19 protein-coding genes and 1 pseudogene are annotated in these 25476 nt (G+C 41.9%); 19 read left to right on the top strand and 1 reads right to left on the bottom strand.

Annotated features, from left to right (window positions below):
- The first annotated feature begins 619 nt into the window (after positions 1–619).
- From KR50_RS12525 to KR50_RS12490, 8 genes and pseudogenes are all read left to right on the top strand, one after another.
- A complete protein-coding gene (locus KR50_RS12525; protein ID WP_041059166.1) occupies positions 620–1228 on the top strand; it encodes a hypothetical protein in 609 nt (202 codons plus the stop codon).
- A 25-nt stretch (positions 1229–1253) separates the two neighbouring features.
- A complete protein-coding gene (dxs, locus tag KR50_RS12520; protein WP_041060278.1) occupies positions 1254–3146 on the top strand; it encodes a 1-deoxy-D-xylulose-5-phosphate synthase in 1893 nt (630 codons plus the stop codon).
- A 2-nt stretch (positions 3147–3148) separates the two neighbouring features.
- Positions 3149–3976 (top strand): TlyA family RNA methyltransferase, encoded by an 828-nt coding sequence (locus KR50_RS12515; protein ID WP_041059162.1) that lies wholly within the window; start codon positions 3149–3151, stop codon positions 3974–3976.
- A 176-nt stretch (positions 3977–4152) separates the two neighbouring features.
- Complete coding sequence (ahrC, locus tag KR50_RS12510) at positions 4153–4602, top strand: transcriptional regulator AhrC/ArgR (RefSeq protein WP_041060275.1); 450 nt, start codon at positions 4153–4155, stop codon at positions 4600–4602.
- 19 nt (positions 4603–4621) lie between these two features.
- A complete protein-coding gene (recN, locus tag KR50_RS12505) occupies positions 4622–6334 on the top strand; it encodes a DNA repair protein RecN (protein WP_041059159.1) in 1713 nt (570 codons plus the stop codon).
- Between the two features lie 173 nt (positions 6335–6507).
- Positions 6508–7560, top strand: a complete 1053-nt coding sequence (gene spoIVB, locus KR50_RS12500; protein ID WP_052477083.1) for a SpoIVB peptidase — start codon at positions 6508–6510, stop codon at positions 7558–7560.
- A 384-nt stretch (positions 7561–7944) separates the two neighbouring features.
- Positions 7945–8756: pseudogene (gene spo0A, locus KR50_RS12495) on the top strand (sporulation transcription factor Spo0A).
- A 339-nt stretch (positions 8757–9095) separates the two neighbouring features.
- Positions 9096–9827: a glycerophosphodiester phosphodiesterase gene (locus KR50_RS12490; protein ID WP_041059156.1), complete on the top strand. Its 732-nt coding sequence runs from the start codon at positions 9096–9098 to the stop codon at positions 9825–9827.
- A 39-nt stretch (positions 9828–9866) separates the two neighbouring features.
- On the opposite strand, the gene KR50_RS12485 is transcribed toward KR50_RS12490, so the two are convergent.
- Positions 9867–10103, bottom strand: a complete 237-nt coding sequence (locus tag KR50_RS12485; protein ID WP_041059153.1) for a DUF2627 domain-containing protein — start codon at positions 10101–10103, stop codon at positions 9867–9869.
- 130 nt (positions 10104–10233) lie between these two features.
- On the opposite strand from KR50_RS12485, the gene KR50_RS12480 reads away from it, so the two are divergent.
- The 11 genes from KR50_RS12480 to meaB all read left to right on the top strand — a co-directional run bounded on the left by KR50_RS12480 (position 10234) and on the right by meaB (position 25413).
- The gene (locus KR50_RS12480) at positions 10234–12288 is read left to right on the top strand and encodes a sigma-54-dependent Fis family transcriptional regulator (RefSeq protein ID WP_041059150.1); all 2055 of its coding nucleotides are present in this window, start codon (positions 10234–10236) and stop codon (positions 12286–12288) included.
- A gap of 1 nt (position 12289) precedes the next feature.
- Positions 12290–13195 (top strand): phosphate butyryltransferase, encoded by a 906-nt coding sequence (yqiS, locus tag KR50_RS12475; RefSeq protein WP_041059147.1) that lies wholly within the window; start codon positions 12290–12292, stop codon positions 13193–13195.
- Positions 13196–13223: 28 nt separating this feature from the next.
- Entirely contained in the window at positions 13224–14318 is a 1095-nt protein-coding gene (bcd, locus tag KR50_RS12470) for a branched-chain amino acid dehydrogenase (protein ID WP_041059144.1), read from the top strand.
- A gap of 65 nt (positions 14319–14383) precedes the next feature.
- A complete protein-coding gene (gene buk / locus KR50_RS12465) occupies positions 14384–15487 on the top strand; it encodes a butyrate kinase (protein WP_041059142.1) in 1104 nt (367 codons plus the stop codon).
- Between the two features lie 15 nt (positions 15488–15502).
- Entirely contained in the window at positions 15503–16927 is a 1425-nt protein-coding gene (lpdA, locus tag KR50_RS12460) for a dihydrolipoyl dehydrogenase (protein WP_041059139.1), read from the top strand.
- A gap of 32 nt (positions 16928–16959) precedes the next feature.
- Positions 16960–17958 (top strand): thiamine pyrophosphate-dependent dehydrogenase E1 component subunit alpha, encoded by a 999-nt coding sequence (locus KR50_RS12455; RefSeq protein WP_041059136.1) that lies wholly within the window; start codon positions 16960–16962, stop codon positions 17956–17958.
- A 15-nt stretch (positions 17959–17973) separates the two neighbouring features.
- Positions 17974–18957 carry an alpha-ketoacid dehydrogenase subunit beta gene (locus tag KR50_RS12450; protein WP_041059133.1) on the top strand — a complete coding sequence of 328 codons (984 nt, stop codon included), beginning with the start codon at positions 17974–17976 and terminating at the stop codon, positions 18955–18957.
- Between the two features lie 23 nt (positions 18958–18980).
- Positions 18981–20285, top strand: coding sequence for a dihydrolipoamide acetyltransferase family protein (locus tag KR50_RS12445; RefSeq protein ID WP_041059130.1), 1305 nt, complete (start codon positions 18981–18983; stop codon positions 20283–20285).
- Between the two features lie 191 nt (positions 20286–20476).
- The gene (locus KR50_RS12440; RefSeq protein ID WP_041059123.1) at positions 20477–22240 is read left to right on the top strand and encodes a methylmalonyl-CoA mutase family protein; all 1764 of its coding nucleotides are present in this window, start codon (positions 20477–20479) and stop codon (positions 22238–22240) included.
- Positions 22224–24383, top strand: a complete 2160-nt coding sequence (gene scpA, locus KR50_RS12435) for a methylmalonyl-CoA mutase (RefSeq protein WP_052477081.1) — start codon at positions 22224–22226, stop codon at positions 24381–24383. Before KR50_RS12440 ends, scpA begins: the two co-directional genes overlap by 17 nt.
- Positions 24376–25413: a methylmalonyl Co-A mutase-associated GTPase MeaB gene (meaB, locus tag KR50_RS12430; protein ID WP_041059106.1), complete on the top strand. Its 1038-nt coding sequence runs from the start codon at positions 24376–24378 to the stop codon at positions 25411–25413. Before scpA ends, meaB begins: the two co-directional genes overlap by 8 nt.
- The last annotated feature ends 63 nt before the right edge of the window (positions 25414–25476 follow it).

Genomic DNA, 25476 nt, shown 5'->3' with positions numbered 1-25476 from the left:
TAGGGTGGTGCAGTATTCTAGTCGGTCTTCCGATTCCGAAGGTGGGCCTAAAAATCCACTAAAGGGCATATCGATGAAGTTCCTGGTCTTGGCTTGAGGCGCCCAGCCTTGGGCTTTTTCTGGGAGTAAAGGTTTTCGGGCGATCCACAATGGCATGTGGGCGATGACCCGATTACCGCGGAGGCTTTCGTTTTTTTAGCATAAGCGTATGCAATAAAAACGATTGTATGAACCTGCGGGAGTGATGACAATCAACCGCAGCGTAGCCTGCCATGAGTGGAGAATGAGGGGATTGCGGTTACAGGGAACATATTAGTTGGCCATTAATATGTTCTTTTCCGTCCGCATGAAATCATTTCTGCAAAAGAGGATAAGGAATCTAGTGTAAGGCTGCCGAGGAAATCTCCTAGACTGTCTTTAAAGCGTGATTGAAGGCTTGCAGTGCGGACTAAGTGGCAATCCAGTCCGGCATATGGCGACATAGCTGAAGCCAATTTAAAGGGAAACCGCCAGTATGGCAACAGCTGGTATTGGTTTGGGAAAACCTACTGGACCTAAGCCGTAATTTTAACTTCAATCATGACCCCCATTTTTATTTACGATTGGTGTGTTTAATAAAATGAAGAAATTTTTACATAAAACACTAAAATGGAGTATAAGTATAGCCGTTATCACAGCTGTGTTAGCGGCTATTTTTTCGCTTGCTTCTACAAGTGTGCTGAATCAGGTTACCTGGACAATAGGGCTGATTGTAGTTCTGGTTATTGTCATCACAGGAGTATTCTTTGATATGCTGGGTATAGCCGCAGCGGCGGCGGAAGAAAAGCCTTTTCATGCGATGGCTGCAAATAAAGTATACGGCGCTCGCCATTCGATTCGTATTGTGCGCAATGCAGATCGATTTGCGAGCTTTTGCAATGATGTAATTGGAGATATAGCGGGTATAATAAGTGGAGCGGCTGCAACAATCGTAATTATCCAGCTGGCAGCTGAATTTGAAATGAATTCTGGATCATTGCTGGAAAACAGCTTAAATATCGGCCTCACCAGCCTGATTGCTGCATTGACGGTTGGCGGAAAGGCGATCGGAAAGTCTGTCGCCATCGAATTTTCCCGTGATATTATCTTTCGAGCCGGCAAAACCCTACAATTTGTTGAGGAAAAGCTACATATTGTTATAATAAAAGATACAAAGAAAACAAAAATGAAAAATAAGCAGGATATTTAACCCTGGATGAAAGTGAGTGATCCCGATGGATGTTACAAAAATAAAGGATCCGTCCCTGTTGAAAAATATGGGGAAAGAAGAACTTGAAAGTCTGAGTGAAGACATACGGGAATTTTTAATCAGCAATTTATCTTTAACGGGAGGGCATATTGGACCAAACCTCGGTGTTGTAGAATTGACACTTGCTCTTCATAAACACTTTGACTCCCCCACTGACAAATTGCTATGGGACGTAGGACACCAGTCATACGTCCACAAGATTTTAACAGGCAGAGGCGGCCAATTCGGCTCACTGCGGCAATTTAAAGGACTTTGCGGCTTTCCTAAAATGGTTGAAAGCGAGCACGATGTCTGGGAGACCGGTCACAGCTCTACTTCATTATCTGCTGCAATGGGGATGGCTATTGCACGTGACATTAAAGGAGATGCAAACTTTGTCGTTCCCATTATCGGTGATGGAGCACTGACAGGCGGTATGGCTCTTGAAGCACTTAACCATATTGGTCATGAGAAAAAAGATCTTACTGTCATTTTAAATGATAATGAAATGTCGATTGCCCCAAATGTAGGTGCGCTCCACAGTATACTCGGCCGATTGAGAACAGCCGGAAAATACAATTGGGCAAAAGATGAGTTAGAATACTTGCTCAAAAAAATCCCGGCAGTTGGCGGAAAACTTGCCACGACGGCTGAACGTGTTAAGGACAGCTTAAAGTATCTGCTAGTTTCAGGAGTATTCTTTGAGGAACTCGGATTTACGTATCTGGGACCAGTTGATGGCCATGATTTTGAGGAACTGGAAGAAAACATTCAATACGCTAAGAAAACAAAAGGACCTGTTCTTCTTCATGTGATAACTAAAAAAGGGAAAGGGTTCAACCCGGCTGAAAGTGACACTGTGGGGACTTGGCATGGAACAGGTCCTTATAAAATCGATACAGGGGACTTAATCAAATCAAAAAATATTGCTCCTGCCTGGAGTTCCCTAGTAAGTGAAACTGTCAGAAAACTTGCCAGAGAGGACGAACGGATTGTAGCGGTAACGCCTGCCATGCCGGTTGGTTCTAAGCTTGAAGGATTTGCAAGCGAATTCCCGGACAGAATGTTTGATGTAGGGATTGCTGAACAGCATGCAACAACTTTATCCGCAGGTCTGGCAACCCAAAATATGAAACCGTTCCTTGCGATCTATTCTACTTTTCTTCAACGGGCTTATGATCAGGTCGTTCATGATATATGCCGGCAAAATTTAAATGTGTTTATTGGCATTGACCGAGCAGGATTGGTCGGGGCCGACGGAGAAACTCATCAGGGTGTTTTTGATATAGCTTTTCTCCGCCATTTGCCTAATATGGTTGTTATGATGCCAAAAGACGAAAATGAAGGTCAACATATGGTTAATACAGCGATAGAATACAATGACGGACCTATTGCCATGAGATATCCAAGAGGCAACGGTCTGGGCGTAAAGCTTGATAAAGAGCTTAAGACGATTCCGATTGGAAGCTGGGAAGTACTTGTTCCTGGAACTGATGCAGTAATCCTTACATTTGGGACAACGATCTCTCTTGCTAAAAGTGCAGCGGACAAGCTTTCAAAAAAAGGAATTTCAACCAGAGTCGTAAATGCCCGCTTTATTAAACCGCTTGATGAATCTATGTTAAAAGACTTATTTGCTGAAGGTCTGCCGATTTTAACCATTGAAGAAGCGGTATTGCAGGGTGGTTTTGGCAGTGCGGTTATTGAATTTGCTCATGATCAAGCGGCAGAACACATCAGAATCGAACGGATGGGGATTCCGGATCAATTCATTGAGCACGGCAGTGTAGACAAACTTCTAGAAGAAATTAATCTGACGGATGACAGAGCAGTTGAAGTAATTCAAACGCTTGCTCCAGTAAAACAGCAAAGGGCGTAAACATGAAAGTACAAAAACAGCGAATCGACATTATGCTGGTTGATCAGGGACTGGCAGAAACTAGAGAAAAAGCAAAAAGATCCATTATGGCCGGGATTGTCTATGCTAATGAAGTCCGGCTGGATAAGCCTGGTGAAAAAATTCCTGAAGACACCATCCTGACGATCAAAGGCAATGTTCTTCCTTACGTCAGCCGTGGGGGACTTAAGCTCGAAAAAGCGCTTAAGCATTTCAGGATTAATGTAGAAGAGAAAAAAATGATAGATGTAGGATCTTCAACGGGAGGATTTACAGATTGCGCCCTTCAAAATGGTGCTGCCATGTCTTATGCAGTAGATGTAGGAAGCAATCAGCTTGCCTGGAAGCTCCGGCAGGATGAAAGAGTCGTGGTGATGGAAAAAACAAATTTCCGTTATTTAACCCCAGACGCTTTAATTAAAGGCTTACCCAATTTCGCTTCTATTGATGTGTCATTTATCTCACTGAGAATTATCCTGCCGGTTCTTAAAACCTTATTACTCGACAACAGTGAAATTATAGCTCTTGTTAAACCGCAATTTGAGGCGGGACGGGATCAAGTTGGAAAAAAAGGAATCGTCAGAGAATCCTCGATACATGAACAAGTATTAAGCCGAATTATTGAATTTTCATATGCAGAAGGATATGAAGTTTCAGGGGCCACACATTCTCCTATTACTGGAGGAGATGGCAATATAGAATTCCTGCTTCACTTAAAATACAAACGGGATTCAGAACAGCTTCAGACCCCTGAAGTCAATATCAAAGCTGTAGTAAAAGAAGCACATGATGAATTAAAAACAGCTAAATAAACAGCCGGCGTCTGCTGACCCCTCAACATAAACTTGAGGATCTGCGGATGCCGGCTTTTTTTTAAAAAAACAGTTATAGCTGTTCTGCTTTTAATGTACAAACGTCCTGATATACGTTAGGATAAACGTATATAAAAGTATAAATATTCATTATGAAATCTGGAGTGAAAAAAATGATCAATAAAGGTCAGCGTCACATTAAAATTAGAGAGATCATTGTAAACAATGATATTGAAACACAGGATGAATTAGTCGATCAACTTAAAAATGCAGGATTTCCCGTAACGCAGGCAACCATATCAAGGGATATCAAAGAGCTGCATTTAGTTAAAGTGCCTCTAATTGACGGACGTTATAAATACAGCCTGCCAGCCGATCAGCGATTTAATCCGCTGCAAAAGCTGAAGCGCACACTTACAGATGCATTCGTTCGAATAGATGGAGCGGGGCATCTCCTTGTTATGAAAACATTACCAGGAAATGCAAACGCTATCGGTGCGCTGATCGATAATTTGGACTGGGATGAAATATTGGGCACCATTTGTGGAGACGATACCTGTTTAATTATTTGTAAACTGGAAGAAGATACTGACATCATTGCACAGCGTTTTATCGATATGCTTTAAAAGATTGAGGTGAAAAGACATGCTGCAGGAATTATCAATACGTAATTTTGCCATTATCGATGAACTTTCTTTATCCCTTGAAGAAGGGTTAACTGTTTTGACAGGGGAAACAGGAGCTGGTAAGTCAATCATTATTGATGCCGTTCAGTTGCTGGTTGGAGGAAGGGGATCTTCAGAATTTGTCCGGCACGGTGAAAAAAAAGCTGAAATTGAAGGCATATTCGTCATTCATGATGAACATCCATGTTATGGGAAATGTAAAGAGCTTGGAATTGATATTGAAGATGGAATGGTGCTGTTAAAACGTGATATATCACAATCAGGTAAGAGCGCCTGCAGAGTAAACGGTAAACTTGTCACGATTGCTTTGTTAAGGGAAGTAGGAACGACCCTGATCGATGTTCATGGCCAGCATGAAAGCCAGGAACTTATGGATGAGACGAAGCATCTGCTGCTCCTCGATCAGTTTGGCGGCCAGGATATTTTGCCGGCCAAATCAGCTTATTATGAACTGTTTCAGGAATATGAGCAGATACAGCGGCAAATCCGTTCTTTAACTGAAGATGAGCAGCAAATGGCACATCGTCTTGATTTGATACAATTTCAATTTAATGAGATTGAGGAAGCGGGTTTACAGCTCGGAGAAGACGATCAATTGATGGAGGAAAAAACACGGCTTGCTAATTTTGAGCGTTTGTTCAGCAGTCTTCAGACAGCTTACAATGCTCTCCAAGAAGAGCAAAAAGGCCTTGATTGGATCGGGTTATCTATGTCCAATCTAGAACAAGCAGCTGAAATTGATCCTGTACTGGAGAAAACAAGTGAAAGTGTTGCAAATAGTTTTTATTTATTAGAAGAAGCAGCTCAATCTATTCGTCAGCAATTGGATTCTTTGGAATTTGATCCAGACAGGCTTCAGGTCATTGAAGACAGATTAAATGAAATAAACCAGCTGAAACGTAAATATGGTACAACCATCGAAGAAATTGTTCAATTTTCAGCGGCAATAGAGGAAGAGATCGAATCCATTACAAATCGTGATTCAACTATTAAAGACCTTGAATTTAAAAGAACTTCGATCATTGAAGACCTTCAATTGGAAGCAGACCAATTAACAGCTGTAAGAGGACAGTGGGCCAAAAAACTTACTGAAGAAATTCATGAACAGCTTCAGGCACTACATATGAACAAAGCAGTTTTTGAGGTGCGATTTCATAAGCCGGTTGTTCGGGATGCTGGAAAATTTCATTATAAAAAAGACGGAGTCGATATCGTCGAATTTTTCATTTCCACAAATCCTGGAGAACCATTAAAACCATTAACTAAAGTGGCTTCTGGAGGTGAAATATCCAGGATTATGCTAGCTTTGAAAACCATTTTTTCCAAGCATCAGGGCATCACATCCATTATATTTGATGAAGTGGACACCGGAGTCAGCGGCAGAGTGGCACAAGCGATTGCTGAAAAGATATACGCTGTATCCATTCATTCGCAAGTACTTTGTATATCACATCTACCTCAGGTTGCTGCGATTAGTGATCATCACTTGTTTATTTCAAAGGAAGTTAAAAATGACAGGACGATCACACATGTCTCTCCTTTAGAAGAACGGGATAGGGTGCTTGAAATCAGCAGGATGATTTCTGGTGTTGAAATTACAGATTTAACGCTTAGTCATGCGAAAGAATTGCTTGAACTTGCACACTCCATCAAAAAAACGGCAGTATCTTAATACCATATTATCCAGTGCAGCATTCATTTAGCGAAGGAAAAGCACGTCTGCTCGTCTTAATATGAAAAGTCATCCATTTTCGGGTGGCTTTTTATTTTTTTGCGTGTGATAATTCCCCTCGATTTCGCTCACATTAAGAAAGTACTCGACAGTCTTAGAAGGGGGGAAATGGATTGAAAATTAATAAAGTTTTGATGATCTTGAGCATAAATATGTTGTTGTTGTTCCCTTCAATGGACGGATCGATACATGCTTCATCTGTAAAATTAATCCCTGGGGGACAATCAATTGGAATTTCATTAGAAACCAATGGAGTCATGATCGTTGGATTTCATTCGGTAAATGAAACCTCCATTGAAGACACGCCAGCGTCAAAAGCAGGACTTGAAGTAGGGGACACACTAAAGAAAATAAATGGTGTGTCGGTATCAACAGCAGCAGACCTGTCACAAGTTCTTTCTCAGCAAACGAAAAATAATAAGACGATTCAGCTTGAGATTGAACGGGACGAAAAAGTAATGAAAATATCCGTAAATCCAACTTTCAATGAGGACGGGATCCCTCAATTGGGATTATACGTTCGGCACCATACTCAAGGCATTGGTACAGTATCGTATATAGATCCACAAACCGGTCAATTTGGTGCTTTGGGGCATGTCGTAGCAGACGCAGAAACGAAAAGAGCGGTCAATATGAGAAAAGGAACAGTCATGCAAACTCATATTGATGGGATTCAAAAGGGAATCTCGGGCAAGCCGGGAGGTAAAATCGCCATATTTTCTACAAATGATGCGATCCTTGGTTCCGTGTCACGAAATTCGCAATATGGAATTTTTGGAAAGCTTCAAGAAATACCAGCTCATGAATTATTTAAAAGTCCATTAACTGTAGCAAAACAATCGGAAATACAAGAAGGAAAAGCTGAGATGCTAACCGTTCTTCGCGATAACACCATTGAAAAATTTTCTATTGAGATTGTCCGTTCTAAAACACAGGCACCTGGTGGAATTACAGGTATGCTCGTGAGAATTACGGATGAAAAGCTTATTGAAAAAACAGGCGGAATCATACAGGGAATGAGCGGCAGTCCCATCATACAAAATGGAAAACTTGTTGGAGCGATTACGCATGTGCTTGTTCATGATCCAACTTCCGGATATGCATTGACCATTGAAGAAATGATTAAACAAAGCGGGCATAATACGTTACAAAAACAAGCTTCGTAATATTATTTTGGACACTGATACTGTCACGCAGCTTATCGCGCTTAAAAGGAAGATACTAAATACTGGCGGCATGATTAAATAAAGTTAAACCTTAAGTGAAGTGAACCGGTTAATGAGCCTGAGACAAAAGTTGTCTCAGGTATTTTCTTTGCACATTAGAAGAAATTTTCAAAGAAATTCTCTTTTTATAATATACCCATAAATGATCTGGTGATTTTTTCTTTACCGTGTTACACTACATACATGGTCCGATTCGACAGAATGTCTAAATTTGTTGAAATATATCAAAATGAAGAGTATTTGTAAGTAAAGTAAAGATAAGTATGGGTATTTCGAAAAAATTTCAAGTATAAAGGATTTCTCGAGGCGAGTGTCGAATTAGTGATGGGGAAGTTAATTCGAATGAGGAGGATTTTAAAAGTGGATAAAATAAAAGTGTGTATTGTGGATGATAATAGGGAATTGGTGGCGACTTTAGAGCAATTTATATCAAATCAGCCGGACATGGAAGTAGTGGCGACTGCATATAACGGACAGGATTGTCTTGAGGTTCTGAATGACACAGAAGTCGACGTTTGCCTTTTAGATATTATCATGCCTCACATTGACGGCTTGAACGTATGAGACAGATGGAACTTCCAAAACTTCCTCATGTGATCATGCTTACCGCTTTTGGTCAGGAAGATGTGACCACAAAAGCAGTGGAATTAGGCGCTGCTTATTTTATCCTCAAACCCTTTGACATGGAAAATCTTGTTCAGAACATTCGGCAGGTGCGGGGGAATAATGTGCAATCACATGTAAGTACCCGCAGAGTTCCAAGAGAAGCAGCTTCAAAGCCGAAAAACTTAGATGCTAATATTACAGGGATCATTCATGAAATTGGCGTGCCGGCGCACATAAAGGGTTATATGTATTTACGTGAAGCCATTTCTATGGTTTATCATGACATTGAATTGCTCGGCTCTATTACGAAGGTTCTTTATCCGGACATCGGTAAAAAGTTTAATACAACCGCTTCACGAGTTGAGCGTGCAATACGCCATGCAATTGAAGTGGCATGGAATAGAGGGAATGTTGATGCCATTTCCAATTTGTTTGGCTACACTGTCTCCGTCGCTAAATCCAAGCCGACGAATTCAGAATTCATCGCCATGGTCGCTGACAAGCTGAGACTTGAGCATAAAGCGAGTTAACTCGGAAGACAACTTAATAACCTGCACAAAACAATACGCTTCTTTAACGAATAGCCCGTTCGTTAAACAAGCGTATTTTTTGGGGGGTAAATGAAGGAGGTCCAAAATATAATACAAATGGTAACAGAATTAATTGGGGAGGCAGACATGAAAATAATAAGCTCTAACGTAAGTAAGTAAAACATATGAAGAAGCGATGAAGGAACAGCGGGAGTATGTTTCAATAGACGAATGAAAAAGCCACTTTCAGGTAATCAGTTTTTATTCAATATCCTAAAAGCATTTTTTCGTCTTTTAAGGGTATTGACATAGATAAGGATCTAAATGGAGTGTGATAAAATGAGTCAGATATTTGCTCATCGAGGAGCTTCCGGTCTTTATCCGGAAAATACGATGAAAGCATTTAAAGAAGCTGAAAAAACAGGATGCGATGGCATTGAGCTTGATGTCCAGCGTACGAAAGACGGCCATCTTGTTGTCATTCATGATGAAACCGTGAATCGTACCACCAACGGGACAGGGATGGTAGGTTCATTAACCTTAAAGCAGATAAGAGCACTTGATGCTTCTTATAATAAAAAAAAATGGTTCACTCATAACAAAGTACCGACACTTGAGGAAGTATTAGAATGGCTTCAAGGTAATTCATTGCTTTGTAATATCGAATTAAAAAATGATAAAGTCGCATATGAGGGGATGGAAGAAGATGTTTTGCAAAAAGTTGCAGGTTATAATCTTGATCATAGAATAATATATTCCTCTTTTAACCATCAGTCCATTATCAGGTTAAGAGAACTGGATGAAAACGCAACGATTGCACCCATTTATTCAAAAAAAGGTGTGAATCCATCCCTATTAGCAGCATCAACTTCTGCCAATGCAATTCATGCTAATTACCGTGTCATGACTCCTGCATTAATGAATGCCTGCCAGAGAATGAATATTCCTGTTCGCTTATATACCCTTAATGACCAGGGGAAGCTGATAAAATGGATGCAGGCGGGTCTTCAAGGAATTATTACCGATTTTCCTGACCGTGCAATGAAAATTAGAGACTCTCTGGAGACATAGAGAATAAAAAAACACCTTTCTGAAAAAAGAAAGGTGTTTTTATTTTGTTTTAAAGCGTTCCTGTACTTTATTGTTTCTTCGGTCGCGGTGCAATAAAAAACCGCCGATAAAACTTAGGCCGGCAGCGAAGAATAAGAAGCCGAGTACAAATTGAAGCCATAAAGCAGGGAGCCAGGATACTTGTATGCCAAAAAACATATCTCTCATCAATTTGATTCCATATGCAGCAAAAATTCCCGGGATCAGCAATATTATTAGTGCGATTATTCGTGACATCTCTCATTCTCCTTGCAAGTTTCTACATAAAACTATGCTTGTTTGAAAAATGATTGTCAAGGAAAAGGCTTTCATGTACAATTAAGAAGTTGCAAGAAGTTGCGTTACATATTAGAGGGGATGAAAAAAATTGCAAAAAGTGCTGATTGTAGGAGCTGGGCGAGGCGGGACGGCTTTATTACGGGTGATGGCAGAGTCAGATGCTTTTCAGGTGTATGCAGTGGTAGATCCCAATCCGCAGGCGCCTGGACTTGCGTTAGCACAGTCTTTACACATAGAAACAGGCAAAGAGTGGAAAAAGCACTTGTCTGAAGAAACAGATATCATTATAGATGTTACGGGCGATGCACAGACATTCATCGATCTTAGAAATGCGAGGTCCACCCACACGGTCTTAGTTCCAGGGAGTGTAGCTTCACTCATTTACCAGCTCCTTACAGAAAAAGAATCGCTCATTGAACGAATGGGCAATGAATCGTTTATTCGGGACTTAATCGTTAATTCAACTCATGACGGTATGATTGGAATTGACTGTAACCATCGGATTATTCTCTTTAATGAACAGGCTTCAAATATGGTGGGGATCCTAAAAGAAAAAGCGATGGGCCAGCCGATCTATCAGGTTATACCCATGAGCGGCCTTCCAAGGATTATTGAAACCGGCCGGACTGAGAGTAATCAGGAACTGGTGCTTGATAATGGGCTGAAGGTGGTAACGACAAGAATTCCTATGATCAATGATCAAAAGGAAGTTATCGGTGCTTTTGCTGTTTTTAAAGATATTACAGAAGTAGTCAATCTTGCAGAAGAAATGACGAATTTAAGAGAAATTCAAACGATGCTCGAAGCCATTATTCAATCCAGTGACGAAGCTATTTCTGTTGTGGATGAGCACGGAAGAGGGCTATTGATCAATCCTGCTTATACCCGTCTCACGGGGCTTAGTGAGTCTGAAGTAATCAATCAGCCTGCGACAACAGATATTTCTGAAGGCGAAAGTATGCATATGCAGGTTTTAAAAACGAGAAGGCCGGTACGCGGAGCAAACATGCTGGTTGGTCCGAACAAAAAAGAAGTTATGGTAAATGTTGCGCCAATAATTGTGAATGGACAGCTTAAAGGAAGTGTAGGCGTTATTCACGATATGTCTGAAATACAGTCACTGACCTCTGAACTTGACAGGGCAAGACGTATCATTCGGACACTGGAAGCTAAATATACCTTTGAAGACATAATAGGAAAATCAGATGATATACAATTGGTAGTCGAACAGGCAAGGGTGGCTTCAAAAACCTCTACGACTGTTTTAGTCAGAGGAGAAGCAGGCACCGGCAAAGAGCTGTTTGCTCATGCTATCCATAATGCAAGCAGCAGAAGGTATTATTCTTTCCTTAAAGTCAATTGTGCTTCCATGCCTGCTGCCTTTTTGCAAGAAGCCTTGTTTGGAAGTGAAGAAAGAGATGCTTCAACCGGTGAGCTTGCTATTAAAAAAGGGCTACTTGAACAAGCGGGAGAAGGCAGTGTGTTTTTAGATGAAATTGGGGAGTTGAGCACCGGCACACAGAAGGCCCTTTTAAGAGCTCTTCAAACAAAAACGATCACTCGTCTGAATAGTGAGGAAACTGTGTTATTGAAAGCGAGAATTATAGCAGCAACTAACCACAATTTAGAACGGGCAATCGCAGAGGGTAAATTTCTTGAAGAGCTCTACTATCATTTAACTAAGCTGCCGATACAGCTGCCATCTTTACGAAACCACAGGATGGATATTCCTCTTCTTTGTGACCGGCTTGTGCAAAATTTAAATCAGGCATTTGGCAGACATGTCAAAGGTGTATCTGCAGCTGCCATCAAAGAGCTTATGGATTATACATGGCCGGGCAATGTCAGAGAGCTTGAAAATGTCTTGAGCAGAGCGATGATCTTTATGCACCACCAGGATACACTGATTGAATCCAAACATCTGATCCCTCTTCACACAAGCCATGCTCAAAAGCCAAAAGTAAACGAGCAAAAAGGAACGCTTGCGAAGCAGCTTGAGCAGCTTGAAAAAGAAATTATCAAGCAGACACTAGTGAAATATAAAGGGAATAAAACAGCTGCTTCAAAAGAACTGGATATTTCCATTCGCAACTTATATTACAAGATTGAAAAATATGAGGTTGAAGTAGAAAGGGGGAGCTAGAATGAATACATTTCACAAATTAATTGAACAGGCCGGACTTAAAGAAGAAGTAACCGTTGCCGTTGTTAAAGCAGAGGACAGAGAAGTACTTCGCGCTGTTGAAATGGCAACGGAACGGGAACTGGCAAACTTCATTTTAATTGGTGATGAAAAGAAAATAGATGATCTTATTGCGCAGGAATTTCCGTCCCTTCTTCAAAACGGAAGAGTTGTAACGCGCCATGCAGTGGATGCTGCGGCCGCTGCGGAAAAAGGGGTTCAGGCTGTAAGAGACAAAGAAGCGGCTGTTTTGATGAAAGGTCATATTAAAACCGCACCCCTTCTTAAGGCGGTGCTGCATAAGGAAAAAGGAATGCGGACAGGCAATGTGCTTTCGCATGTCGCTCTTTTTGAAGTGCCGGCAATTGAGAGAAGTATCTTTGTGACGGATGCTGCTATGAATGTAGCACCGGATCTTCAGCAGAAAGTTCAAATTGTTGCAAATGCTGTAAATGTTGCGCACAAGCTCGGTGTTTCGATGCCGAAAGTAGCACCGTTAGCAGCAGTTGAAGTGGTCAATCCGGGAATGCAGGCAACACTAGATGCTGCAGCATTAACCCAAATGAACAGAAGAGGCCAGATTACTGGCTGCATCGTCGATGGTCCGCTGGCACTTGATAATGCGATTTCAATAGAAGCAGCAAGGCAGAAAAATGTCGGCGGTGAAGTAGCGGGGCAGGCAGATATCCTGCTTGTTTCTTCCATAGAAGCAGGAAATGTTCTATACAAATCTTTAATGTATTTTGGCAATAGCCAGGTAGGAGCCGTGATAGCAGGTGCTAAAGCGCCGATTGTCCTAACCTCCCGTTCAGATTCTGCTCAAAGCAAACTTAATTCACTGGCAATGGCAATTTGTTCAGCTAATTAAACCAAACATCCCTTAGGAGGAATTACAAATGGAATTATTTACTTATATGGAGAAATACGATTATGAGCAGCTTGTTTTTTGTCAGGACAAAACTTCCGGATTAAAAGCAATTATTGCTATTCACGATACAACACTTGGACCTGCATTAGGCGGAACAAGAATGTGGACGTATGATAATGAATCAGCAGCAATTGAAGATGCGCTTCGCCTTGCTAAAGGGATGACTTATAAAAATGCTGCTGCCGGGCTAAATCTTGGCGGTGGAAAAACGGTCATTATTGGAGATCCGTTAAAAGATAAAAATGAAGAAATGTTCCGTGCTTTCGGAAGGTATATTCAGGGACTTGCAGGCCGCTATATTACAGCAGAAGACGTAGGGACGACTGTAATGGACATGGACCTTATTCATGAGGAAACGGACTATGTTACGGGTATTTCACCTGCATTCGGTTCATCAGGAAATCCTTCCCCTGTTACTGCATATGGTGTTTACCGCGGGATCAAGGCCTCTGCAATGGAAGCATTCGGAGATGACTCGCTTGAAGGAAAAACAATTGCTGTACAAGGCGTGGGGAATGTAGCATTTACTTTATGCCGCCACCTTCATGAAGAAGGAGCAAAATTAATTGTTACAGATATTAATAAAGCAGCTGTTATGCGTGCTGTAGAAGAATTTGGAGCAACAGCAGTTGAACCGAACGAAATTTATGGGGTTGAATGTGATATCTTCACTCCTTGTGCTCTAGGTGCTGTGATTAATGATGAAACGCTTGAAGTACTTAAAGCGAAAGTAGTTGCCGGCGCAGCAAACAATCAGCTGAAAGAAACTCGTCATGGAGATATCCTGCATGAACGCGGTATTGTATACGCACCCGATTACGTAATTAATGCCGGTGGAGTAATAAACGTGGCGGATGAATTATATGGATACAACCGTGAACGCGCAATGAAAAATGTAGAAAAAATCTACGACAATGTAGCAAAAGTATTTGACATTGCAAAACGCGATCAAGTACCAAGCTACGTTGCAGCTGACAGAATGGCTGAAGAGCGCATTGAAAGAATGAGTAAATCAAGAAGCCAGTTTCTTCAGCAGGGGCACCACATTTTAAGCCGTAGATAAAAAGAGTTTTGGACTTATGCGCAGGATGAAAAAGCGCATAAGTCTGTCATATTGGAGGGAATATCGTGCAGGAAATTCAATACCGTATTTTAGTCATTAACCCTGGCTCTACTTCTACAAAAATAGGGGTATTTGACGGAGAAACCGCTGTGCTTGAAAAAACAATTCGTCATGAAACAGCTGAAATTGAATCGTTTTCCAAGATTATTGACCAGTATGACTTCCGGAAAATGACGATTCTTGAAGCGCTTGATGAAGAAGGGATCAACATCTCAAAATTAAATGCAGTTTGTGGAAGAGGGGGACTGCTTCGCCCGATTGAGGGTGGCACGTATGCAGTGAATAATGAAATGTTAAAGGATCTGCGTTCCGGCTATTCCGGGCAGCATGCTTCAAATTTAGGTGGAATCATTGCCTATGAAATAGCTTCAGGCCTTAACATTCCATCCTTTATTGTAGACCCTGTAGTAGTAGATGAACTGGATGATGTCGCCCGCGTTTCAGGATTTTCCCTGATTGAACGGAAGAGTATTTTTCACGCATTGAATCAAAAAGCGGTTGCACGTCGTGTAGCAAAAGAGCTTGGCAGGAAATATGAGAAATCAACATTTCTTGTCACACATATGGGAGGCGGAATCACAGTCGGCGTTCATAAAGATGGCCGAGTGATTGATGTAAATAACGGACTGCACGGGGATGGGCCTTTTAGTCCTGAAAGAGCAGGAACAGTTCCAGCCGGTGATTTGGTTGAGCTGTGCTTTTCAGGAGATTATTATCGTGAAGAAATTATGAAAAAACTCATAGGTCAAGGCGGATTAGTAGGCTACCTTGGAACAAACGATGCCGTTCAGGTTGAGAAAATGATCGGAAAAGGCAATGAGGAAGCGAAAAAAGTTTATCATGCGATGGCGTATCAAGTTGCAAAAGAAATTGGCGGAGCAAGTGCGGTTGTGGCAGGGAAAGTCGATGCGATTATCCTTACAGGCGGTTTGGCTTATGGCAAAGACTTTGTCGATGAGATTCGGAAAAGGATCGACTGGATTGCTGATGTTATTGTTCAGCCCGGTGAAAATGAACTGCAAGCTTTAGCCGAAGGTGCGCTTAGAGTGCTCAGGGAAGAAGAAGAAGCAAAAGAATATCCAAATGCTTTGCGGAAGGTACGTAATTAACTAGGAGGTTCTTGAATGTCCAGAGAGTATGATCTTGTTATTTTAGGCGGAGGAACCGGTGGATATGTTGCAGCAATCCGGGCTTCGCAGCTGGGTTTGACCACGGCGATTGTTGAAAAAGGAAAAATAGGCGGTACTTGTCTGCACAGAGGGTGTATTCCAAGTAAAGCCCTGCTAAGAAGCGCAGAAGTATATTCAACTGCAAAGCATGCAGAGCAATTTGGTGTTTTAACAGGTGAGGTTTCACTTGACTTTACAAAAGTTCAAGACCGTAAACAGGGGATTGTCGATCACCTTCATAAAGGTGTGCAGCACCTTATGAAACAAGGGAAAATAGATGTATATGACGGGTTTGGACGTATTTTGGGACCTTCCATTTTTTCTCCTATGCCTGGAACAATTTCAGTTGAAATGACTGACGGTACGGAAAACGAAATGCTGATCCCGAAAAATGTTATTGTAGCGACAGGTTCAAGACCGAGATCATTGCCGGGCCTTGAACTTGATGGCAGTCAAATACTCAGCTCTGACCAGGCACTTGAACTTGAACAGCTGCCTTCATCTTTAATTATCGTCGGCGGCGGAGTGATCGGCATCGAGTGGGCGTCTATGATGAACGATTTTGGAGTAGAAGTAACGGTTTTGGAATATGCTGATCGGATTATTCCTACAGAAGATCAAGATATCTCATCTGAAATGCAAAAGCTATTAAAGAAAAAAGGCATTAAGATTATAACAGGTGCTAAAGTGGATGCAGAAAGCGCCCAATCCAAATCAGGGGAAGTATCTATTCAAGCTGATGTAAACGGTCAAGTGGAAACCTATACGGCAGAAAAAATTCTTGTATCGGTTGGGCGTCAGGCAAATGTTGAAGGAATTGGACTTGAAAATACAGATATTCAACTTGAAAAAGGTTTTATAGCTGTAAATAAGGCCCTTCAAACAAAGGAGTCTCACATTTACGCAATCGGTGATGTCATTGGCGGACTCCAGCTTGCCCATGTTGCTTCTCATGAAGGAATTCACGCAGTGGAGCATATAGCCAATATGGAGGTAGCGCCAATCGACTATACACTGGTGTCAAAATGTATCTATTCAAGTCCTGAGGCTGCAAGTGTGGGAATGACAGAGCAGGAAGCAAAAGATCAGGGATTTGACGTAAAAATCGGGAAGTTCCCTTTCAAAGCGATCGGTAAAGCACTTGTGTTTGGTGAATCAGACGGGTTTGTTAAAATGATTGCAGATCGTAAATCGAATGATTTGCTTGGTGTACATATGATCGGTCCGCATGTTACAGATATGATTTCAGAAGCAGGACTTGCTCGTGTACTGGATGCAACACCTTGGGAAGTAGGACAAACCATTCACCCTCATCCGACCCTTAGCGAGGCCATAGGTGAAGCAGCTCTTGCAGTTGATGGAAAAGCAATCCACTCTTAAGATGGCTAAGGATAAAAAAGGAGGCATTATAAATGAGTAACAATCGACATGAAGAATTAGGTCTGTCCAATGAGCAGGTATTGGAAATCTATGAAACAATGCTGATGGCCAGAAGAATAGATGAACGGATGTGGCTTCTAAACCGATCAGGCAAAATTCCATTTGTGATTTCCTGTCAAGGTCAAGAAGCAGCACAGGTTGGGGCATCTTTTGCCTTAGACACAGAAAAAGATTATGCGCTTCCATATTACCGGGATATGGGAGTTGTGCTTCACTTTGGCATGACAGCTCGGGAATTAATGCTTTCAGGATTTGCTAAGGCAGAAGATCCGAATTCAGGCGGACGCCAAATGCCGGGACATTTTGGACAGAAGAAAAACCGGATTGTAACAGGTTCCTCTCCTGTAACAACACAAGTTCCGCATGCAGTCGGTCTTGCTTTAGCCGGGAAGATGGAAAAGAAGGATCTCGTAACCTTAGTAACCTTTGGTGAGGGTTCATCAAATCAGGGAGATTTTCATGAAGGAGCAAATTTTGCAGGAGTGCATAAATTGCCAGTTATTTTTATGTGTGAAAATAATAAATATGCCATTTCGGTTCCAATTGAAAAGCAGCTGGCTTGTGAAAATGTGTCGGATCGTGCAATTGGATATGGAATGCCTGGTGTCACAGTAGATGGCAATGATCCACTTGAGGTATACCGGGTGGTCAAAGAAGCGGCAGAACGCGCACGCCGCGGAGAAGGTCCTACACTAGTTGAAGCAGTATCCTACCGTTTAACTGCTCATTCATCTGATGATGATGACCGTGCATACCGATCTCCAGATGAAGTAGCAAAAGCTAAATCACTAGATCCAATTATTACATTCGGAGCGTATCTGAAAGAAACAAAAGTGATGGATGACAATCTTGAAAAAGAAATCAATGATCGGATCATGAAGGAAGTAAATGAAGCAACCGAATATGCAGAAAAGGCACCGTATGCAGAGCCTGAGTCAGCTTTAAAATATGTGTATGCTGAAGAAAACTAAGGGAGGAACAAACCGATGCCGGTAATGTCATATATTGACGCTGTTACATTAGCAATGAAAGAAGAAATGGAACGCGATGAGCGAGTGTTTGTTCTTGGAGAGGACGTTGGGAAAAAAGGCGGTGTATTCAAAGCGACACATGGCCTTTATGATCAATTCGGAGAAGACCGCGTAATCGATACACCTCTTGCTGAATCAGCCATCGCAGGTGTTGGAATCGGTGCTGCTATGTATGGTATGCGGCCGGTTGCAGAAATGCAATTTGCTGACTTTATTATGCCAGCCATTAATCAGATCATTTCAGAGGCAGCTAAAATCCGTTACCGCTCAAATAATGACTGGAGCTGTCCCATGGTGATACGTGCACCTTATGGCGGAGGGGTACACGGAGCCCTGTACCATTCTCAGTCTGTAGAAGCCATTTTTGCCAACCAGCCAGGTCTTAAAATCGTCATGCCGTCAACTCCATACGATGTAAAGGGATTATTAAAAGCGGCAATTCGTGATGAGGACCCTGTTTTATTTTTTGAACATAAGCGTGCTTACCGACTGATCAAGGGAGAAGTGCCTGAGGAGGATTACACTCTCGAAATTGGAAAAGCAGATGTGAAAAGAGACGGAGAAGACATCACGGTCATCACGTACGGATTATGTGTCCACTTTGCCCTGCAAGCAGCTGAACGATTGGCACAGGACGGGTATGACGCTCATATTCTCGACCTTAGAACAGTATATCCGCTTGATAAAGAGGCTATTATAAAAGCGGCTTCTAAAACGGGTAAAGTATTGCTTTTAACCGAAGATACTAAGGAAGGCAGCATAATGGGCGAAGTTGCCGCAATTATTGCTGAAAATTGTTTGTTTGACCTTGATGCACCAATTATGAGACTTTCCGGTCCTGATATTCCGGCAATGCCGTATGCACCGACGATGGAAAAGTACTTCATGGTTAATCCTGATAAAGTTGAAAAGGCAATGAAAGAATTAGCCGAATATTAAGGACATTAAAGGAGGGCGTACGCGTGGCAATTGAAAAAATGACGATGCCTCAGCTTGGAGAGTCCGTAACTGAAGGCACGATTGAAAAGTGGCTGGTTTCTCCAGGAGATCATGTAAATAAATATGATCCGATTGCTGAGGTCAATACGGATAAAGTGAATGCAGAAGTTCCTTCATCTTTTACAGGAGTAATGAAAGACCTTCTTGTTAAGGAAGGAGAAACGCTTGAAGTTGGTGAAGAGATTTGCACGATTGAAGTAGAGGGCGGCGAGAGTTCAGAAAAGCCATCTGACAGCGAAAATGAAAGTAAAGATGAAAAGCAGTCTTCACCTAGTTCTGCTAATGTGAAATCTGATCAGCCAAAAGAGAAATCTTCGAATGCCCGGTATTCACCAGCGGTTTTACGTTTGTCTCAAGAGCATGACATAGACTTGATGCAGGTAAATGGTTCAGGCAAAGAAGGCAGGATTACCCGTAAAGATTTACAAAAGCTAATTGACAGCGGGGGAATTCCTCAGAAAAATGAATCAGAGGTCAGGGAGAGGAAAGAACAGCAAACAGCATCAAAATCCTCAGAATCGACAATCCCGGCGAAAACAGCTCAGCCAGCTATTTCGGCTTCTCCCGGCGACATTGAAATCCCGGTTACAGGAGTTCGTAAAGCAATTGCAGCAAATATGCTGAAAAGTAAACATGAGGCCCCTCATGCATGGACCATGATGGAAGTGGATGTGACAAATTTAGTTTCATTCCGTGATGCTATGAAAGCCGATTTTAAAACAAAAGAAGGATTTAATCTAACTTATTTTGCCTTTTTTGTGAAAGCGATCGCCCAGGCATTAAAGGAATTTCCTCAAATGAACAGTATGTGGGCCGGGGATAAAATCATTCAAAAGAAAGACATTAATATTTCAATTGCTGTCGCAACAGAGGATGCCCTATTTGTTCCTGTTATTAAGCATGCAGATGAAAAAACGATTAAAGGAATTGGAAGAGAAATTAATGAACTCGCGCAAAAAGTGCGTGCAGGTAAATTAAAATCTGAAGAAATGCAAGGTGGTACATTCACGGTAAATAACACTGGTTCATTCGGGTCCGTTCAATCAATGGGAATCATCAATCACCCGCAGGCAGCTATTTTACAGGTGGAATCAATTGTAAAAAGGCCTGTTGTGATGGATCATGGTATGATCGGGGTGCGCGATATGGTTAATCTATGTTTATCATTGGATCATAGGGTACTCGATGGGCTGATTTGCGGGCGGTTCCTGCAAAGAGTTAAACAAATACTTGAGAATATATCCGATGAAAATACTTCTGTGTACTAATCTAATTACACATAAATGAGTGCTCATAGAAAAGACCGGCTATCTTATCGATACCGGTTTCTTTTATTATGAATTTACACCTCAAAATGGTTGTACTTCCATCCATAGACGCTTTGTACTAAAATAAGAGTAGTACATACTGAAAACGATTACATATTTTTGGAGGAGGGAAGCTGCTGAGCAGCGATACGATGCAGGAAAATGTGCAATTCGAAAGGTATTCCGTTTCACAATGGCAGCAACTCGTGGAATCAACCTTAAAGGGCCGCTCTCTGAAAGATTTGCAGACGGAAACTTATGAAGGCTTAACGCTCGAACCCCTCTATACAGAACGTCCAGATAGTGATGGCTTTCATCCTTCCCGCGGGTGGGAGTTGAACAGCGGATGGTATACCGCTCAACAAGTATCGGCTGAATCAGCAGAAAAAGCCTGTAAAGCAGTAGAAAATGAACTGCAGAATGGTTCCGAGGTTATTGCGATTAAAGAAGATGGGGAAGGACAATGGAGCCGTAATCAATTAAAAGAGTTGTTGTCTCTTCAGGATAAACCTCATATATTCATTTTGAACAGTCATCTAAGAAATAACTGGCTTCCTTTATTAATCGAATTGAAAGACGCATATCCCGTTACCGGTGTGTTTGGCTTTGACTTTATTTCTGGCGAGGCTCAAGCTGGCCGTCTGGTCAATGAAGAGTTTTTAGCTCAATGGGTAAGCGAAATTAATGAACTTTCCCATACGCAGCCTTCTTTAAAATCCATCGTCATTTCAACCGTACCCTATCATCATTCCGGTGCAAATGCTGTTCAGGAATTAGCCGTGGCTCTTGCTGAATCTTCCTGGATGATCAATCACCTTGCCCAAGAAGGGTGGAAAGTAGAGCACATCGTTGAAAAAATGCATATACAATTTGCGGCTGGCTCTACTTTCTTTCTTGAAATTGCAAAAATAAGAGCGTTTCGTGCTCTTTGGCGTCATTTTATTGACTGTTATCAAGTTGGAGATCTACCTGTATCAGTTGGAAGTCAAAGCTCACCGATGACTAAAACCGTACAGGATCCCCAAGTTAATATTCTGCGTGCAGGAAATGAAGCGTTCGCTGCTGCTCTTGGCGGTGTAAATTATCAGCATGTTGAGCCGTTCGACTCTTTAAATGGATCCCCCTCTTCTTTAGCAGTAAGAGTTGCGCGAAATATTCAATTAATCCTAAAAGAGGAAACATTTTTAAAAGGAATAGCGGACCCCGCCGGAGGATCCTACTATATTGAAACAATCACAAAACAGCTTGCTGAAAAAGCATGGACATTTTTTCTTGAAATAGAAGAACTGGGTGGAGTACAAGAAGCGTTAAAAGAAGGTTTTATTCAAAACAGAATTAATGAAGTGTGGGAACAGAGAGCAATGGATAGTGCTACGCGAAAAGCTGCAATAATAGGTACGAATCGTTATGCTTCTGTAAACAAGGAAATTATGAAAGAGCAATATGAACAACCGAAAAAAGGTGTCATCAAACCGCTTGAAAAGCACAGATTAAGTGAACAGTGGGAAGCACTATTAACCAACCTTCAAAAAGAAAGCTTATCTGGGGATCTAAAGCCAATTGATCTTGTTTGCTTAGGCGAGTTAAATGAATATAAAGCAAGATTGGACTTTGTATCAGGGATTTTGAATACAGTTGGTTTAAACTACCAGATCACATCCACCCTTCAAACGTCACCGGTTCAAATTATCTGTGGAACAAATGAGGCCTATACCGATAAAATGACCAAGCTTCTTACAGAAAAAAAACCTAATCAGTCCGTTTATGTTGCAGGGGATATTTTATCTGATCATATGCAAAAATGGACGGAATGCGGATTAACTGATTCGATATGTGAGGGCAAAAATATCATTTCATTTTTAGAGAAGGTTGTAAAACCGCTTAAAGAGGTGAAGTCAAATGAAACCAATCTTTAGTCAATATCCATTTAAATGGGAGACTCTAAGGCGATCAAGGGCTCCGAAGGGCGAACCGCTGGATACAAATGAAGAAATTCCTTTAAAAAATGTATATAATTCATCAGATACAGAGTCTTTAAAACATCTTCACGATCTTCCCGGACTTGAACCTTTTACCCGCGGGCCCTATCCGAGCATGTATGTGAACCGGCCGTGGACTGTCAGGCAATATGCGGGGTTTTCAACCGCCGAAGAAAGCAACAGTTTTTACAGAAGAAATCTTGAAATGGGACAAAAAGGCCTTTCTGTAGCTTTTGATCTAGCTACACATAGAGGATATGATTCTGATCACGTGCGGGTAGCGGGGGATGTAGGAAAAGCAGGTGTGGCGATTGATTCAATTGAAGATATGAAACTATTATTCAATGGAATTCCTCTCGATAAAATGTCCGTTTCCATGACCATGAATGGAGCGGTTTTACCGATTCTTGCTTTTTATATAGTTGCAGCAGAAGAACAGGGAGTTTCAGTGGAGAAGCTCTCGGGTACGATACAAAATGATATCTTAAAAGAATATATGGTACGAAATACATACATTTATCCACCAGAAGTATCAATGAAAATTATCGCAGATATCTTTTCATATACTGCATCTCACATGCCAAAGTTCAATTCTATATCCATTTCAGGCTATCACATGCAGGAAGCAGGCGCTCCAGCTGACTTAGAACTTGCTTATACGCTGGCTGATGGATTGGAATATGTAAAAACCGGGTTGAAAGCCGGAATCAATATAGATGATTTTGCACCGCGTCTCTCCTTTTTTTGGGGTGTCGGAATGAATTACTTCATGGAAGTTGCAAAAATGAGAGCAGCGAGAAGAATGTGGGCTGTATTGCTAAAAGAGTATAAGCCTAAAAACCCTAAATCACTAGCATTAAGAACCCATTCTCAAACCTCAGGGTGGTCCCTGACTGAGCAGGATCCATATAATAATGTTATGCGGACGCTTATTGAAGCTCATGCAGCTGCGATGGGGCATACTCAGTCACTTCATACCAATGCACTTGACGAAGCAATTGCTCTACCCACTGATTTCTCAGCCAGGATTGCAAGGAATACCCAGCTCTTTTTACAGGAAGAAGCAGGATTAACCCCGGTCATTGATCCGTGGGGAGGTTCATTCTACGTCGAAACACTAACAAATCAGTTAATGGAAAAAGCATGGAAGCATATGAACGAAATAGAACAGCTAGGTGGAATGACCAAGGCGATTGAAACCGGACTGCCCAAAATGAAAATCGAAGAAGCAGCAGCGAAACGCCAGGCGAAAATCGATTCAGGCAAAGAAGTAATAATAGGGGTTAATAAGCATCGCCTGAAGCAGGAAGATCCGCTGGATATCCTGTCAATTGACAACGAAACGGTACGAACAAATCAAATTAAACGGCTTGACACACTAAAGAAAAATAGAGACAGCGGGGAAGTGCAAAAAAGATTAGAAGATCTATCAAAAGCCGTGGAAAGCGGCAAGGGGAATCTTTTAGAATTTGCGGTTCATGCAACAAGAGCAAGAGCGACACTTGGAGAAATATCAACGGCTGTTGAAGCTGTTAAAGGGCGGCACCGAGCTGTTATAAGATCAATCAGTGGAATTTACAGCCAATCGTACGCTGAAGGGGGCAATGACATTCAGTCAGTTAAAGAGTTGGCGGATGGATTTTTAGAGGCGGAAGGCAGACGGCCAAGGATTTTAATTGCGAAGATGGGACAGGACGGCCATGACCGAGGAGCAAAAGTAATCGCTACAGCGTTCGCGGATCTGGGGTTTGACGTGGATATTGGTCCTCTTTTTCAAACACCTGAAGAAACAGCTGCCCAGGCAGTAGAAAATGATGTACATGTTATAGGGGTCAGCTCGCTTGCAGCAGGCCACAAAACACTTTTGCCAGCCTTAATGAAAGCGCTTAAAAAATGGGGGAAAGAAGATATTATTGTTGTCATCGGCGGTGTGATACCTGTCCAGGATTATCCGTTTTTAATTCAAAACGGAGCAACCGCTATTTTTGGACCAGGAACGGTTATCCCGGCTGCTGCTGAGAAGGTAATCGAGGAAATTTATCGGCGTCTTGGATATGAGGAAGTGGAGCAAAATGACTGACTCCCATAATCAAGAATACCAAAAACACAAAAAAAAACGTGTTTTCAAGAAAAAAACCAACCAGGAAGTGCCGCTTGATTCCCTTGCCCAACAACTGCTGAATGGAGACCGTAAAGCATTGGCGCAAAGTATTACCCTTGTGGAGAGCCGTTCGCAAAATCACCGCAAACAAGCTTCAGAGCTTATTCAGCGGATTCTGCCAGCAGCAGGCAAGAGCATTCGAATTGGAATTACAGGTGTTCCCGGTGCCGGTAAGAGCACCTGGATTGAATCTCTCGGGAAAATACTGATAGGCAAAGAGTTAAAGATTGCGATTTTGGCTGTCGATCCAAGCTCCACTTTATCAGGAGGAAGTATACTGGGAGATAAAACCCGTATGGAGCAGCTTGCTCACGATCCGAATGTGTTTATAAGACCCTCTCCAACAGCAGGGACGCTTGGTGGAGTCCATCGTATGACAAGAGAAACCATCTTGTTATGCGAGGCTGCGGGGTATGACGTGATTATTGTCGAGACGGTGGGTGTCGGTCAAAGTGAAAGCACAGTTAGAGGGATGGTGGACTTTTTCTTATTACTAGCATTGACTGGGGGAGGTGACGAGCTCCAGGGCATGAAAAAAGGGATTCTTGAGCTGGTGGATGCGATTGTCATTAATAAGGCTGATGGCGATAATAGGAGAAAAGCAAACCAGGCAAAAGGGGACTACCGTCAACTGCTGCACTTACTCAAGCCGGCCACAGAAGGGTGGGAGACCTCCGCCTATACATCTTCAGCAATAACCGGAGACGGGATTGAAGAGGTTTGGAAAGTTATCATGCACTTTAAAGAAGAAACACAAAAAAGCGGTGTGTTTGAAAAAAGGAGATCTTCACAGTCGCTCGAGTGGATGACACAACTGATGATGGACAGGCTGTTCAATGAATTTATCGAACAAGAGGGAAGAAAAGAGCAGTTATCTCGTTTAAAAGAGCAGGTGCTCTCAAAAAAACTTACTCCTGCAGATGCGATCGAAAAACTCTTCACACAATAAAAAAAGGACGGCTTTTAAAGAAGCCGTCAAATCATCTAGGGAGTTTTGGGGTTAAAGCTTAAT

Origin of the sequence: Jeotgalibacillus campisalis (assembly GCF_000829515.1) — a bacterium.
Classification (GTDB): domain Bacteria; phylum Bacillota; class Bacilli; order Bacillales; family Jeotgalibacillaceae; genus Jeotgalibacillus; species Jeotgalibacillus campisalis.
This window is presented reverse-complemented; position numbering and strand designations above follow the sequence as displayed.